Source organism: Falsihalocynthiibacter sp. CO-5D18 (assembly GCF_041205445.1).
Classification (GTDB): domain Bacteria; phylum Pseudomonadota; class Alphaproteobacteria; order Rhodobacterales; family Rhodobacteraceae; genus Falsihalocynthiibacter; species Falsihalocynthiibacter arcticus.
This window is the reverse complement of the sequence record NZ_JBGFCF010000008.1, coordinates 1-14,882: the sequence shown is the minus strand read 5'-3', so window position 1 is coordinate 14,882 and position 14,882 is coordinate 1. Positions and strand designations below refer to the sequence as shown.

Sequence of the window (14,882 nt, the reverse complement as noted above, 5' to 3'; positions counted from 1 at the left end):
GTTTATTTTATTTGCGTTGGAGCGGGCCCCGTAGACCCGCGGTTAAGAAAAGTTGCCGAGACCGTTTCGCGTAAATCCTCTGGGTTTTCACCACGAATGCGCCTTATCAAAAGCGCCGCAAGCCGCTCTCCTGCGGCGCGATTGTCTACTGAAAACGTCGTCAAAGGCGGTTGAGCATAGAAGCCTTCAGGGATGCCATCATAGGCAATCACCGAGACGTCGCGGCCCACCCTGAGATTTAGCTTGGCGGCCGCGCGGTATACCCCCAAAGCCGCAAAATCAACGGCGCATAGCACTGCCGTTGGTGCGTTGCTTTGAGACAAAATCTTCGTTCCGACTCTCTCGCCGTCCTCGATCGTTACCGCGTCGCCATCCATTAAATCAGGATCGACGGCCAGCCCCGCTTCGGCCATACCGTCGCAAAAACCTTTTTGGCGCAGAGGCGCATAGGCATATTGAGTGCCGCCGTTTATAAACGCGATCCGTTGATGACCGAGCGCCGCAAGATGGCGCACCGCATCGTGCATTGCGTCTTCCCCACGGACATCAAACCAACAACAGCCATCCGGATTTTCTTGGCGGCCATATAAGATGAAAGGCACACCAGAATCCCGAAGCAGTTTTACGCGCGGATCGCGAGACATTGCACGCGGCAAAACAAATCCATCTGACTTGCCGTCTCGCAACAGGGCGCGGAATTTTTCAATCATTTGCGCGTTGCTGTCTGCGGTTGCCACCGTCAATGTCCAACCTTCCGCGCTCGCCCCGTGAGAAAGCCCCGCAAGAAACTCCGCCAAGAAGGGTCGCTGTGCATCATGGTCAGAAAACTGCAGAACCAATCCGAGCGAACGCGTGCGCCCCGTCTTAATTGCCTGCGCATGACTTAACGGTTGGTAGTTCATCTTTTTGGCCATGCTTTTCACGCGCAATTGGGTGGCCTCAGAGATATCAGGGTATCCATTCATAGCCCGAGACACGGTGGACTTGGTCACGCCAAGCGCGTTTGCCATGTCGGAAATGGTGATGTGCTTCGCGGCACGGTCACTCAATAAGTGTACCATAAATTTGTCCTCCCACGAATCAAGCTGATTTACGAAACCGGTTTCGGCAAGGGAAAAATTGCATTATCTTCGAAAGAGAAGCCACGTGACTCTGCCAAGGTGTCATTGCGAACAAGACAATGGGACACTTCAAAAAGTTTAACTTTTCGGCGACCTATCGCTAAGATCCAACATGCCGCAACGCAGAATTTATTGTGCTGTTGAACGGCGGCTCTGGGCCGTTCGTGATGGTGATAGGAAAGGGAAGTGGCACGAATGCTGCGGTCGCAAAAACTCGTCAGGAAGGGCGGAAAGCGGAAGTTTGCTGCAACTTGCAGCAAGTCTGCTATTGGTTTTGGTGCTTACCAGCAGACGAATAATTATCAACAGGCAGACCACTCTCTATTGGTTCTTCAGGCAAGCTGCAGTGCCAGCCCAGATTTCGTGATAGCGTTTCAAAAAATGGGGTAGGATCAATTTGCTGACTTTCGTCGGTCACGGCATTTAGTCAATAGGGAGAATTAGAATGACGACAGTTATTATGACGCACAACGTTGAAAATATGGAGACCTGGCTCAAGGGTGGACACAACCGGAAACCCGCCTTCGACAAATTTTGCAAAAGCTACAAGGTCTTCAAACACACAGAGGATGATCGGGTTTCTATCGTATGTGAAGGTGCAGATATTGCGACGATGAAACAGGTGCTTGGCAGCGCTGAAGCAACCAAAGCCAAGGAAGCGGACACCGTGGTCGACCCGATAGACGTTTTTGTCGAGATTGAAGGTGGCGATTAAGGCGAATCTACTTTCGTGCTCGATGCATGGTCTACAAGTAGAAAAAGCCGGCTCTGAAAAAAGGATTTTGGAAATGAAGCGCCGGCAGGCTTGGAATGCCAAGGTGAAGTGGACAAGTTTAAGTATCAGTAGCGACCTCCAAATGTGACCACGACAGTTTGGATTTTCCACGAAAACTACTTAATCAGAAGACTTGGGAGATGTTATCATTTCAAATCGTTGGTTGATCCTTGCTGTACTGTTTTTCGCAAGAACGGCGATGGCCTTTCAATTTCAATCTGTGGGGGCGCTTTCGCCTCTCATTATTGAAGAGTACGGCATCAGCCTTGCTGATATAGGTCTTCTGATTGGTCTTTACTTAGCCCCGGGCGTGGTCGTTGCGATCCCAGGAGGCGCAATCGCAGGGCGGTTTGGAGACAAACGCATCGTTGGCCTGAGTATGGTTCTGATGCTGATCGGCAGTGCGTTGATCAGCTGGGGAGCCGGTTGGGAATCGTTGATCTCTGGCCGGCTTATCGCCGGAATAGGTGGCGTTGCTTTGAATGTGGTGATGACCAAAATGGTGGTAGACTGGTTCGTCGGCCGCGAGATTTCAACAGCCATGGGTATTTTCATTAATTCATGGCCCGTCGGTATCGCGCTGGCCCTCCTAACTTTACCAAGAGTTGCGGCTTCGGGCGGACTAGAGCTTGCATGGATATTGGTGTTGACCACGACTGCAATTTCCCTTGCCCTGTTTCTCGTATTTTACAGCTCACCGGAAGAGGCTCCGGTTGCGCCCACAAGCATCAAACTGAAAAAACTACCACTCTATGCACTACTGTTGGCAGGTTCGGTCTGGGCATTCTACAACACGGCGCTGGCTATGGTCTTTAGCTTTGGACCAGCTCTTCTAAGCGAGAGAGGTTTACCTCTCACCTCAGCCAGCTCGATGACGAGCTTATTCATGGTCGTCATTGCAGTGTCGATTCCTATAGGAGGGTTCGTGGCCGATCGAACGGGCCGGCCAAATACAGTGATAATTATCAGCCTCCTAAGCTACACAGTTCTGGTGCCGATGATACTTTTCTTGCCCGTTGCAACAGTGCCCGCCAGTTTTCTGATTGTTGGCTTTTTCTTTGGCCTCGGCGCAGGGCCGATTATCAGCTTACCCTCAACGGTCCTTTTACCCTCCGTTAGAGCGTTCGGAATGGGCGTTTACTACACCTTTTATTATGCAGCAATGATGGCGGCCCCGCCATTGGCTGGTGCACTTGCCGACAAAGTTGGCAGTGTAGGAATAGTATTCGTTCTGGGAGCTGCGTTGATCGTTGCCAGTATGGTGACGTTAGGGGGCTTTAAGCGCGTCAGTTCCGCTTCGCCCTTGGACTAATATACATCGATTCAAATGGATACAGCGGAGCGTGGCACAAAGCCTGCTTACGATCTTCTAATAAGACAGGTGGTAAGTTTGGACGCAGAACGGCCCGTTGCTACTAGATACTCAGAAGTCAAATTTGGATCGATAAAAAGCTCCTTTGGAAAACATTTGTGAAAGAACAGGCCTGCAACTGACTGCTCACCTAAGAAACATCTTGGGGCAACTATTGGTCCTTGGGTTGCCATTTGAAGTTGCGTTCTAGGAAGGAAAATATTCATGGAGCGGATTGGAATTATTGGATTGGGCCGGAAGAAAAAATAGTTACCAAGGGCTGGAAATCCTTGCGGACCTGGGGACCTGCACGGATGACGCCATCTCTCGTGATATTCTTAATGGTCAAGGAAACTAATCAGTGTTCCCAGCTAACTTGTTCGTGATCCTAGAGGCGCTCTGCAATAATCGCTTGAATGCGCCCTAAGTGAGGGGCATGGATTCCTGCCTTTTCACGTTCGGTGACCGTATTGAGCACATAGTCAGCCATTTAACCCACATATCCGACAGCCGTTGCGAGAATGCGCGCGAGTTCATCTTCAGGCGGCTCTTCTTGATACAACAGAAAATCCCTGCACGCCGCGAAGGCAATGGCGGCCGGGTTCCCACGGCATCTCGTGTCTGGGCCAAGACAAAATGAACGGCGCCAGCCCTGCACCAAGCTTGTTCGCTGATCCGCGACCTCCAGATCAGCGATCCAACGGCAAAAACCCAAAGTTCATCTGGCTGGTGCATCTGAGATTAAATCTGCGCTGCGGTTTTGTGATAATAGCCCTCTTTCGGATCCGATATGCGCACAGGGCCGCGCTCTTCCACGCGCGAGGGCTATTTATCGACAAGTTCGCGGCTTAATCTTAGCTTGCGGCGCATATTTCATCTCTTCCAGATTATATTACCGTACCGCTAAGAAACGTTACCTAAGGTTCGTCTCCATACAGACTTCAATCTCCCCATATTCGGGAAAATCCAATGGATTTTCCACAACGACAAATCCCGCGCTGCGGTAGATACTTTGCGCGCTCGTCAACGAGGGATGGGTTGATAGAACCAACCTGCGATAGCCCAATTTGCGCGCAGTTGCGATGAGTTCAGTAAGCAATGCGCCCCCAACGCCCTGACCCCGCGCCGTAGTTTGCACGTACATGCGTTTGATTTCGCTAGTTTCGGTGTTAAATCGACGCAAACCGACACACCCGCGTCATCTTTAAGGGTGGCCAACAGCAGGCAACCCGTTGAGGGGGGCGTAATTGCCGGGAAGTGTAGAAATCTCCTTCTCCAGACCCCTGAAAGTAGCGGCATTGCGGGCATCCTCAGATTTCGCGAATGCCCAATCGGTAAATTCTCGAATTAGATTTTGAACGTTTTTGATCTCGTCTTTCGTGGAGGCGTGTCTGATAATACCATTTCACTTTCCAGTTTTTAGCTCAAAGGCAGCGTTCAAGACAATTGAGCCAATTTGAAGTGGCAAGTTTAGTGATCAGGGCTTTGTCATAGCCATGTGCACTTAGGGCCGAGAGAAAGTTTGGAACGCCAGTAACGTCCCCAATGAGCTTAGGTACGATACAACCGTCAAAATCTGATCCAAGGCCAACATGGTCTTCTCCCAAATGTTCGATCAGATAATCCATGTGTCGGATCATCGGTTCCCAATCCATTTCGGGCGAGGCCTTTCCGTCGTCACGAATATAGAAAGTGGCGTAATTGAAGCCGACCATTCCGCCAGTCTCGCGAATTTGCGCCAATTGCCGATCCGTCAAATTGCGCGGAGATTCACAACACGCATAGGCGTTGGAATGTGTGGCGACCAAGGGGCGTTGTGAAACCTTTGCCACGTCTTCAAACCCAGCTTGGTTCATGTGTGAAAGGTCGATCATGATGCCAAGCTGGTTGCACAGACGCACGAGGTCTTTGCCTTTTTCGGTCAACCCGCCGCCAATATCTGGCGAGCCCGGGAATTTCATGGGAACCCCTTCTCCAAAAATGGTCGGGCGGCTCCAAACGGGACCAAGCGACCGCAGCCCCATATCGTGGAATAAATAGAGCGCGTCGAGGTCGGGGCCGATTGCCTCCGCACCTTCCATATGCATGACGCCCGCGATGACATCCTTTGACATCGCCGCGCGTATTTCAGAGGCGGTACGGCAAACTTTGAAGTCGTCGGGTGCTGCGCGTTCCATCCGATGCAAAAGGCCCGCCATGGTTAGAGCCATCGGCTGGGCTTGGTCGTGTGACATCAAGGGGGGCATGGGCAACTCATAGGGTGGGTTTGCCATGAGGGCCGCAAAGTCCGGAGGTGGCCCGGCTGAAATAGGGGGGACGAATATTGCAAATAGACCGCCTGAAAACCCGGCATTCTTCATCCTCTGAAGATCAAGGTGTCCTTTTCCAGTCTTGCCCAGCCAAGTGTCTTCACGCGGTTCTGGTGTAAACATCAAGCGAAGAAGGAAATCGTTGTGTCCGTCAAAAAAGGGTATGATGTCGCGCATGAATTGTCTCCGTTTGAAATGGATTACTGTGTTTTTATGTGGTTCTGAACGTCATCGAGAAGTGTTGTGCACTCTTCTTCGACGATGCCAAGAGCATCGAATTGCCCGACAATGTTTTGTAAATACTCAAGGCTTGTGCCCAAAATCCCCGTCCCAGTACTGATAAATTCTATCTGCTCAGAGCGGCAAAGGTTTGGCTGGATATTCTCGGCGCTATGGTCCGCGATGAAGGCGAGTACACGGATGGGTTTGCCGTCAACCATTGCCGTCACAAACTTTGGCAAATATCCCGGTCCGACCATTTCCCGCCGCCATAGGATTTCTATTTCGGCGTCAACCTTTTCCCGGGCAATGTGGTAAACGAGGCCTTCACACCCATCTCCTGTGTCGAGGGCGGCAAACAGGCCCGGCGTTTCCACGGTTCCGCGTGCGCCCCAGACATCCTTAAGCACAAAGCGACGCGCATATTCTGTAACCCGCGCGCGACGCACCTCATCGAATATAAACGCAGGATCCCACATGAGCGACCCATACGCGAAAACCCAGAGATCAGAATCGCCGTGTAAATCAAGAACTGCGTTGCGTGAAGCTGTGCGATATTCGTCGGTGTAGAGCTTGTCGAGGACCCAAATAAGTTCTGGATACTTCGTAAAAACTTCTTCCGGTTTGAAATTCCGAAAGAAAGATTTCAGCGGATCACCAACCTTATCGCGTAATTCAGGGTGGTGAATGAAGGGGTCTGGTTCTGAATACATTAATTGTCCTCGCTTTTAAAAAACGGGCATCTGTTTCAGGTTGAAGCGAAGCCAAGTCAATAAGCAAGCTTTTTGGGATAAAAACTTTGCGCTCTCCAGTCAAATTCCGTCTGCTAAAAACCCCCGCTGAGAAGCGCGCTGAGTGTGTCGGGTCGATAAATTGAGGCAACTCCGCAAAGCATACCTAATGCCAAAATAGCGTTGCGGCAAAGCGTCAATGCCTGCAATGACGGACTGCGCCGCAACATTTGGAATTCTCGCTAACGGCGGCTTTGGGCCGTCCGCGTCGAACGGCCCAAACGTTTAAATTTCAATGGCTTCGGCGATCGCCAGAGTATCATCAAGTTCGTTACCCAAATATCTGACGGTACTGTCCATCTTTGTATGCCCCAACAGGAGTTGAACGGCGCGCAAATTGCCCGTTTTCTGGTAAATTTGGGTGACCTTCCTGCGCCGCATTGAATGGGTGCCGTAGGTGGTCACTTCCCACCCACGCCGACAACCCGAAGTTGACACGGCATCGTATCACAAAATGCGGCGCCGCATCCGAGGTCCGTTTCGAGCTCAAATTGACCGATGCTGCGCAGCGCACGACTGTCCGCGATTAACTTTCTGCATGGATGAATAGCTTGCGAAGATTACCCAGGAGGGTAACTTTGTCTAACGTGTTCATGGAGATTTTATGTTCCAATAATGTGGGGAGGCAAAGCGCCCTCCCGGTGCAAATTCAAATCAAGCTAACGCCCCGCTTAATTGTCGCAGGCGAATTGTATTTTGCAAATTAGTTAATCTACACATTGTGGCGCGAGCTTTGCCCGTGCCCAGAGCATGAAGGTTAAAACAATGACACGGGACTATACCCAACTTCTGTCACCTTCGGGTGCCGATAAACTTCCAAAACGCGAGCCTTCGCCAACGGAAAAACTTGGCTGGAAATCTTTCTTTAGCCAGCAAACCGGCATTGACGACATGACCGATATGCCGCCCGTTCGGGTGGTAGAAGTCCACAGAACCGGCCTCTATATATTGGGTGAGGGCCTTGATACTGTTATCCCACCCGGACCTGAGGCAACGGTAGGTGATTGGTTGCTTTATGATCAGCATCACCCATCGGATAGCAAGGTCTTGGACCGCAGCAGCGTGTTTGAACGTCGTGCGGTCGGATCAGATCGTAAACTGCAATTGATTGCTGCCAATGTGGATATGGTTTTCATTGTGTCGTCCTACAACAGGGATTTTTGACATCGCGCGGCTTGAGCGCCATGTTGCTTGGCGTTTGACGCAGAGGTTAGTCCCTTGATATTGCTAAAGAAAACTGATCTTTGTGATGATCCAACCCCCTACGTGGCCGAGGCAAGCGCAATTTCAAACCGCGTGCTGGTCTAAGCGCTTGATGTTTTGAGCGCGGCGCCAATTGCCAAGCTTGCTCCATGGTGCAAGTTGGGGCAAACGGTTGCGTTTCTTGGCTCGTCTGGTGTCGGGAAATCCACATTGCTCAATGCCCTCTTTATGGTTGGTGTTGCTGATACGGCGGCCATTCAACGTGCTTTGGGGCGCGGAGAGATTGATTCTGCTAGACTTGCGCGATGGAACAAATTGGCTGCGGAAGGGCGTTTTAACTCTCCCGCAATGGCCGAACGTAAAAGCGCCGACAAATTGCGTCACAAAATGATCAACTCGATTCAGCAAAAACCAGAAAGGAAGACAATGATCCGTAAATACAAAACCGAAGACACCGAGGCCCTGATCACCATCTGGGATCATGCGGAACCACTCGCCCATCCGTTTTTATCGGCTGACGTCAGGGGGCAAGTGCGTGAAGACATGCGTAATATTTATCTGCCAAATGCCGAAACTTGGGTATTGGAAAACGGCGGAGCGCCCGTTGGTTTTATTGCTATGATCGACAAAGAAATCGGCGGACTGTTTCTTGACCCATCTCAACAAGGCAAGGGCATGGGCCGCCAAATGGTCGATCATGTGGTGTCTTTGAAGGGACCGCTTACAGTGGAAGTGTTCAAGGACAACAAAATAGGGCTGCTGTTTTACAAACATTATGGTTTTGAAGTGGTCGGCGAAGGCGCTTTTGATGCCTCCGGTGATGAAACTTTCAAGATGGCGATGCCGACCTCGTAACAGTCGTGAGGAGGGCAATGTTTACTATTGCTCTCCACAGTCACCCGAAACATCTGGGTGAATTGTCCACTGGCAGGACGACCAACATTGGTCCGAGCTGTAGCGATGGCTCCGTTTGAACCCTAAGCTATCTCGTATCTTGAGGTAACCAAGCCCGATGGAAATGACGTCGGCTCTAAAAGGTGCAGGTCAATATCGGAATCCAAAGCGCCGAACATCCGTTTGCCTTCACCGATAAGGATCGGAACAACAGTCAGGGTCATATCGGCGATCAATCCTTCGCGCATGAGGCTTTGGATGATTGTACCACCGTCGATATAGGCACGTTTCCAGCCTTGCTCTGACAGGGACACCATGAGTTGCCGGGGCGCGCGTGCAACAAACCCATCGAGACTCACCGCCATAAACATATGACCTGTTGTTATTGCAATTCTCCTGAGCGGGCATGAGATGCCCTCATATTTATAATGCTCATTAAGGCAAGCCGCATGTAGCCCAAAGGTAGCTTCGTTCTGCGTAGTTGACGTTGGTGTTCATCGCAGCGAATGGACCCTCCGAGCCCACTTTGACTGATGCTGCGCGTTGTACAAATGTCTGCTAAGCGTTCTATGAAAGCTGATCAGTTTAATATCGTTTCCATTGCCCCTCTACCAATTCCGGCAGGCCCTAGTTGGCGGGCACGATACTCGGCATCTCGTAGGCCTTGAACGCTTCGACGTCAGGGCGGTAGGCGCGAAGTAGAAAACTCCAGCCATCGTCAGGGGTTGCGACGTAATTGGGGGCCAACTTCCGGCAATCTTCGGCGCCAAAGGCTACCTTGAAAGAACCATCATCGTTGGTGGTGACACCGCGGCTGGAACTCACGATGTTATCTGTATTGGTCATCAGATATTTTTCGGGTCCATACATCGTGATCGAATAAAAGGCTTTGACTTCAACTTTGGGAAAAGTCGCCGTGTAGCACGTACCGCCCTTGGCGTCCTTGGGACCACCACTGGCGTACATGGCGTTCTCGTTGGCCGAAAGGCCCCATGCACCAGCCGTGACATAGGTGAAGAATTGCCAATCCTTGACGTCCTCCACACGTTTCACCATTGCACCGAATGAGTTCGGGAGTTTGGAATACTGAACCAACAGGGCATTGCGCACTGTCGTGAGCGTTTTCTTGTCAACATCGGGCAGCTTACCGCCTGTCGCCGCGCCGGTGATCTTGTATTTCGGCTGATACTCTTTCGTTATCTTTGCAACGTCTTCCGCTGTGCCGTCGGTTCCCATCCGGACACCAACAGCCACAAAATCTGTGGCAAAGTCACAGGCTTTATAGGTCTGTGTGCCACCGCCATAGACGTAGAATGGCGTCATGTGATCTTCGGTGATGATCTGGGTCGCAATGAAACGGTCCCCCACCTCCGGCAATTCCAGCGTAAAGCCATCTTTAGCGTTCACCACGGCGATTGAATAGACCGTATCGAGGTTCGGCGACACGACCCAATGGTCGGCGGCCTTGGTTAGGCCCTGAAAGTTGAAAAACTCGTTCATGCTCGCGCGGCCAAGGAAGTCCGCAAAGAACGAGTTGCTTTCCGCGTTGATGTATTCGGCGGGGCTCATGCCGTAATCCCTTGGATTGGTTGCCCATTTCGAGCTGTCGATATCTGGAATTTCTGCGGCTGCGGCGCTGGAAATTGCAGCTAGTACGGCGGATGTCAGGAGGATTTTCATTGTGAATAACCTTTGGCTGAATGTTATTAATGCGAAGTGGCGGAGCGTCGTTCCACATGGTCAGTTGGTCACTTACTCAGAGGCTGGTGACTTCCAACCTCCATTGAACGCTTCTGCCGGAGTGGTGCCGTGAGTGTAAAAGGCCGGCGCAAAGAAGCCCACCGACATCATATCCGCAGCAAATCTGAGTTTTGATAAGCACGTGTCAAATATCCCATTAGATTTCCCTCTACTGAATATTCTCCGCAAACACGCCGATCAAGCGCATAGAAAGAGGCGGCCTCAACGAGCGACCGCTTGGGGCAGCGAATGACCGCTTCTCTAATTGGGTAATTAGGTCAAGCTCTTTTTCCTTGTTGTTTTGAGTCTTTGTCACTCATCCGGGTCACGCTTCGCTTCGCAGTCTTTTTTGATGTTCGAATGGCATCGCTGCAAGCATATGTCGGATCGGCAGTGGAGAGCCCCGTTTTCCGGCGCGCTTCAAGATGCGCAGCAGACATTTTCGGCTTCTTCTATTACCTGACAGGGCATGTTTACATGCCTGAGAAGGCACGAACCTCGTCCGGTGAGGGACGACCCCGTTAGGATTGTGGGTTGGCGTTCTAGATCATGCCATGCCTCCCACTTGGTCCTGACGAAATTCTGTGCCATCGATCCACATGCGGTGCATTAGGACGGCCAACTTACGTGCGACAGCTACGACGGCGCGGCGACGCCCTTTGGTGCGCATCAATCGCATACCCCAAGATTTAATCTGGGAGTTTGCCATCGTTCGCATAAGTAGCGCATTCGCCGCTGCATATAGAACAGCCCGAACATCTCGATCACCAGCCTTGGATATCCGCCCTGGATTGTCATGCTCCCCTGACTGATATCTTCGCGGTGTAAGTCCAAAGTGTGCGCCAACGGTGCGGAATCTTTTAAAACGGGTTGGTTTATCGACCGCCGATTTAAAGCTCAACGCAGCGATTGGACCGACGCCAGGAATAGTCATCAATTTTATGCAGACATCATCTTGACTGGTGGCCCTCTTAACGCGCCGATCCAGTTCTAAATAATGTTGATACAGAGCGACCCTGGCATCGAGCAAGGGCACGAGAGCATGTGCCAGAACGTCATCGATCTCGATCATCGGCCGTACAACGCTGTCGAAGCTACCATGCTTAACTGTTTGAGGAAGGCGGACGCCAAATACCTTCAAAAGCCCACGAACCTCATTGGCTAAATCCATGGTCTTCTTCGGCAAGGCTTTGCGTGTACTTAACAACGCGCGAAGCCCATGGGCCTCACGGCTTTTCATATGGACAGGACTAAACCAGCCAGTGCGCAATATTTGCGCGATGCCTCGAGCATCTGTTTTGTCGGTCTTATTTCTCATCGCTGACAGAGCAGCGCACACTTGGCGGGCCTCCATGTAGACAACATCAAAACCTTCATCGCGCAGGCCAAAGAAAAGATGCTGGCTCATTGATCCAGCCTCAAAGCCAACACGTTCAATCGGATGTGGGAATGCCTCAAGGCATTCGGCGATATCACTGACCTCACAAGGCAGTTCACGTTCGAACAGCACCGTTCCTTTACTGTCCACAATGCAAAGCGCACAGGATCGCAACGACACATCTAATCCAACATAATATTCGATCACCTATCTCCCTTGTTCACAGCTATTCTGTGATCTTAGTGGGAGCTTGGCCTAAAAGCGAAAGGCTGCCCAATTACATATGCTTTCCGCCCATTTCTGCCTGGGGTCCTACCGGCCCAAACCTGCCTTTCGCAAAGGGCCGCCACACCGCAGTTCAGCGTCCCCAAAGCGGACATCGGCGCTTGTTACACCGATGTCCGCTATTGTTTTTGATACTTCCTACGGATGTTCAAGGCCGTAAAAGCGCTACATGCTAGGCGTCTAAGATTGTGGTTACCGTTTCACGGAAGAAATCCATAACGCCGTCGGTCTCATGTGAAATGATATAAGTGAGGCTGGTGACGTCGCGTTGCCGCACGCCGTAGAAGAAGCGCTGATTGAAATGGGTCAAGTGCCAGCCATCTCCCAACACAAAAGTTTCTACACTTAGCGCCTCGGTGCCTTTTGGGAAAACCTCCCGACCTAGCCGCTCGATCATGGCCATCATGCCTTCGCGGGAAGTCGCTTGTTGCCAACTGGTATCCGTTTCGTCGCGAAAATGATCGATACGGAAATCAATGACGTCTGAAATCAGTTCGAACATCGATGGATCACCAGCAACGAACTTGGTGAGTACTTTGCCGATGGCGGTCGTCTCGGGTTTTACGGGGGTCATATGCATATTCAAACGCTCCTATTTGCTGTCATGAGGCGTATATACGGCGACCTCTAATAGAAGGTAATTGCTATTCTGTTTGGTTGTTGTATAGCTAATGCCTATGGTAGAATTAAACACACTGCGTTATTTTTCGAGCGCATTTGAAACAGGGACGTTCAGCAAGGCCGCACGCCTCAATGGTGTCAGTCAGCCTACAGTGTCTGCGGCGATCCTGAAGCTGGAAGACCGATTGGGGATGCCTCTGTTCCAGCGTTCGAAATCAGGGTTGGTGCCAACGGCACTTGCCCGCAAGCTTTATTACGACACTGTGGATAGCGTGAGCCACCTCTCGACGCTGGAGAGCCGTCTGCGGGACCAACCCCAGAAGATCGTTCGAATCCACTGTGCTCCTGACATGCTGATTCACGGGCTTGCACCGGGCTTGCACAGTTTGCGCCGGAGCATAGCGAACCTGACCTTTCGTTTCACTGAGGACCCGGACGACTGCGATCTCGCGTATGTGTCGGATAAATGCGTCCCGAGCACACACGAATTTATTCCTACCGCGGACGAGGCGTTTCGCATTGCCGTTGCGCGTTTCCATCCCTTCGCCGGGATGTCCGGCATCCGTCTCGCTGATCTTCAAGGCGAGCCTCTGATCCACCGGCCATATTGTCCGAATGCCGATCGCATGGATCTGGCTACGATTCAGACTTCCGCTGCAGCGCAAGCGATGAACGATCCGCAGCTGCTTGATCTGGTGGCCGCTGGCCTAGGCATCGCCTTTGTGCCGCAGTCACACGGAGATAGCCGCGAAAACATCATAGTGCGTCCGCTGATTGATGCGGATGCTGGGTCTCGGAGGATCGGGGTTTCTCATCGCAAATCCGCCTTCTCTGCAAATTTGGCCGAGAGGTTGACAACAATTGCTCCGTCGCAAAATCTGGAAAACCCGATCTAGTTCACTATTTAGGTTTGTGAATGTACTGGTTGAGGATACCCTGAATGATTATCAATAGACATTCACCTTAACCGACATTCTGCTGGCGAAGCCATACTGCTGCTGTTCGCTGAGCTTGCATGGAGTCCAAATTGCAAATTTCCGAGTCATGTCGAATGTCCGGATTAACAGATGCCATTCTTCGGCATGACATGAAGGTAATTTACACGCGCACTTCGAAAAGATGGGCTTCCTGCGGCACAATGAAGACATTGTTGACAGCATATTTTTCAAGCCTAACGGCAACATCTTCGACAACTGCGCGCGTAACGGCTTCACCTGAATCGCTTAAGTCCTTTTCCACAGGCAACGCCATAATCTGTTCGAAAAGATTTTCGAACCGCCGTTCAAGTACAATTTTTTGATGGGCCTCAATGACGAAACCGACTTCTTCAAAAAGTTCCGTGATTACATCCGCATCGCGGAAAGAAAATGGCGCTTTTGCTTTGTTAGATGCAGCTTCGCCAACATGATCGGCTAAAGCTTCGGACAGCGCTCCGTTAAACGGTGAAACCGCACTCCAGCAGGTTAGTTTGAGTTTTCCACCCGCTTTGAGCACGCGCCGAATTTCCGCCAGCGCTGCTGGCTTGTTTGGGAAAAACTGTAAGCCCTGTTGACAGAAGGCCAAATCAAAGCTTCCATCCTCGAACGGAAGTTCGCAAACATCAGAAGCAACATATGCCGCATCATGGGCATCCGACGGATGGCGTAGTCTCGCCAAGTCAATCATTGTTTCATTCAAGTCTGCGCCAACAATGCGGCCATCCCCAAGAAGACGTTTGGCAATTTCGCGTGTGAGAGCCCCCGTACCGCATGCGATATCAATAATATGCGCACCTTCTGGTAAAGACATTTTATCCAACGTAGCCCGCGCCAATGGCGCAAACATCGCAGGCACACTATGACTGTCATATTTTTGCGCTGCCGCATGTGTTAAGCGAAATTTGTCCATTTCAATCCCTCTTGTCCAAGATGTCGACAGGTTCCCGCGTGTAGGTAACGTACCATAAGCGACCGGACTGCGTTCCAATTTTTTAGGGGGCACGTTCGCGAGTTTTGTTCAAATCAGCTTCTAAAACGTGCAAAAGCTAACATTTTAGGACTCGGCTGGAAGTGGCGTTTTGTCCGGAGGCTGTGTAGAAACCCGGCTGATCTTGGTGCCCTTAAGAGTTTTTGACGTTCGTGTCCATTTTGGCACGATATCGTTATTCCGCTACCCTGATGGATCATGGTGGCGCTCAGGACAGTCTTCGGCCTATC

At 51.2% G+C, this 14,882-nt stretch carries 14 protein-coding genes and 1 pseudogene; 5 read left to right on the top strand and 10 right to left on the bottom strand.

Annotated elements, in window-relative coordinates:
* Positions 1–2 precede the first annotated feature (2 nt).
* A complete protein-coding gene (locus AB9F27_RS11865; protein WP_335584543.1) occupies positions 3–1,061 on the bottom strand; it encodes a substrate-binding domain-containing protein in 1,059 nt (352 codons plus the stop codon).
* Between the two features lie 505 nt (positions 1,062–1,566).
* On the opposite strand from AB9F27_RS11865, the gene AB9F27_RS11860 reads away from it, so the two are divergent.
* Positions 1,567–1,836 (top strand): hypothetical protein, encoded by a 270-nt coding sequence (locus tag AB9F27_RS11860; protein ID WP_335584544.1) that lies wholly within the window; start codon positions 1,567–1,569, stop codon positions 1,834–1,836.
* 193 nt (positions 1,837–2,029) lie between these two features.
* Complete coding sequence (locus AB9F27_RS11855) at positions 2,030–3,208, top strand: CynX/NimT family MFS transporter (protein WP_369757736.1); 1,179 nt, start codon at positions 2,030–2,032, stop codon at positions 3,206–3,208.
* A 952-nt stretch (positions 3,209–4,160) separates the two neighbouring features.
* Here the strand turns inward: AB9F27_RS11855 and AB9F27_RS11850 are convergent.
* From AB9F27_RS11850 to AB9F27_RS11835, 4 genes and pseudogenes are all read right to left on the bottom strand, one after another.
* Entirely contained in the window at positions 4,161–4,430 is a 270-nt protein-coding gene (locus tag AB9F27_RS11850; RefSeq protein WP_369757050.1) for a GNAT family N-acetyltransferase, read from the bottom strand.
* 241 nt (positions 4,431–4,671) lie between these two features.
* A complete protein-coding gene (locus AB9F27_RS11845; RefSeq protein WP_335584545.1) occupies positions 4,672–5,733 on the bottom strand; it encodes a dipeptidase in 1,062 nt (353 codons plus the stop codon).
* A gap of 23 nt (positions 5,734–5,756) precedes the next feature.
* Positions 5,757–6,488 (bottom strand): gamma-glutamylcyclotransferase, encoded by a 732-nt coding sequence (locus tag AB9F27_RS11840; protein ID WP_369757735.1) that lies wholly within the window; start codon positions 6,486–6,488, stop codon positions 5,757–5,759.
* Positions 6,489–6,791: 303 nt separating this feature from the next.
* A pseudogene (locus tag AB9F27_RS11835) lies at positions 6,792–6,980 on the bottom strand (integrase); the annotation flags it as partial.
* Positions 6,981–7,331: 351 nt separating this feature from the next.
* Here AB9F27_RS11835 and AB9F27_RS11830 point away from each other — a divergent pair.
* Complete coding sequence (locus AB9F27_RS11830) at positions 7,332–7,730, top strand: hypothetical protein (RefSeq protein ID WP_335586973.1); 399 nt, start codon at positions 7,332–7,334, stop codon at positions 7,728–7,730.
* Between the two features lie 156 nt (positions 7,731–7,886).
* Positions 7,887–8,624 (top strand): GNAT family N-acetyltransferase, encoded by a 738-nt coding sequence (locus tag AB9F27_RS11825; protein ID WP_369757734.1) that lies wholly within the window; start codon positions 7,887–7,889, stop codon positions 8,622–8,624.
* Positions 8,625–8,746: 122 nt separating this feature from the next.
* Here AB9F27_RS11825 and AB9F27_RS11820 read toward each other — a convergent pair whose 3' ends face one another.
* The 4 genes from AB9F27_RS11820 to AB9F27_RS11805 all read right to left on the bottom strand — a co-directional run bounded on the left by AB9F27_RS11820 (position 8,747) and on the right by AB9F27_RS11805 (position 12,646).
* Complete coding sequence (locus AB9F27_RS11820) at positions 8,747–9,028, bottom strand: dihydrofolate reductase family protein (RefSeq protein WP_369757733.1); 282 nt, start codon at positions 9,026–9,028, stop codon at positions 8,747–8,749.
* Positions 9,029–9,290: 262 nt separating this feature from the next.
* Complete coding sequence (locus AB9F27_RS11815) at positions 9,291–10,343, bottom strand: DUF1214 domain-containing protein (RefSeq protein WP_369757732.1); 1,053 nt, start codon at positions 10,341–10,343, stop codon at positions 9,291–9,293.
* A 607-nt stretch (positions 10,344–10,950) separates the two neighbouring features.
* Positions 10,951–11,988 (bottom strand): IS110 family transposase, encoded by a 1,038-nt coding sequence (locus AB9F27_RS11810; protein ID WP_335586971.1) that lies wholly within the window; start codon positions 11,986–11,988, stop codon positions 10,951–10,953.
* A 250-nt stretch (positions 11,989–12,238) separates the two neighbouring features.
* Complete coding sequence (locus AB9F27_RS11805) at positions 12,239–12,646, bottom strand: hypothetical protein (RefSeq protein WP_335586970.1); 408 nt, start codon at positions 12,644–12,646, stop codon at positions 12,239–12,241.
* Between the two features lie 97 nt (positions 12,647–12,743).
* Here AB9F27_RS11805 and AB9F27_RS11800 point away from each other — a divergent pair, with 97 nt between their 5' ends.
* Positions 12,744–13,583, top strand: a complete 840-nt coding sequence (locus AB9F27_RS11800; RefSeq protein WP_335586969.1) for a LysR family transcriptional regulator — start codon at positions 12,744–12,746, stop codon at positions 13,581–13,583.
* Between the two features lie 202 nt (positions 13,584–13,785).
* Here the strand turns inward: AB9F27_RS11800 and AB9F27_RS11795 are convergent, their stop codons facing one another.
* Positions 13,786–14,574, bottom strand: a complete 789-nt coding sequence (locus AB9F27_RS11795) for a methyltransferase domain-containing protein (protein WP_335586968.1) — start codon at positions 14,572–14,574, stop codon at positions 13,786–13,788.
* Between the last annotated feature and the right edge of the window lie 308 nt (positions 14,575–14,882).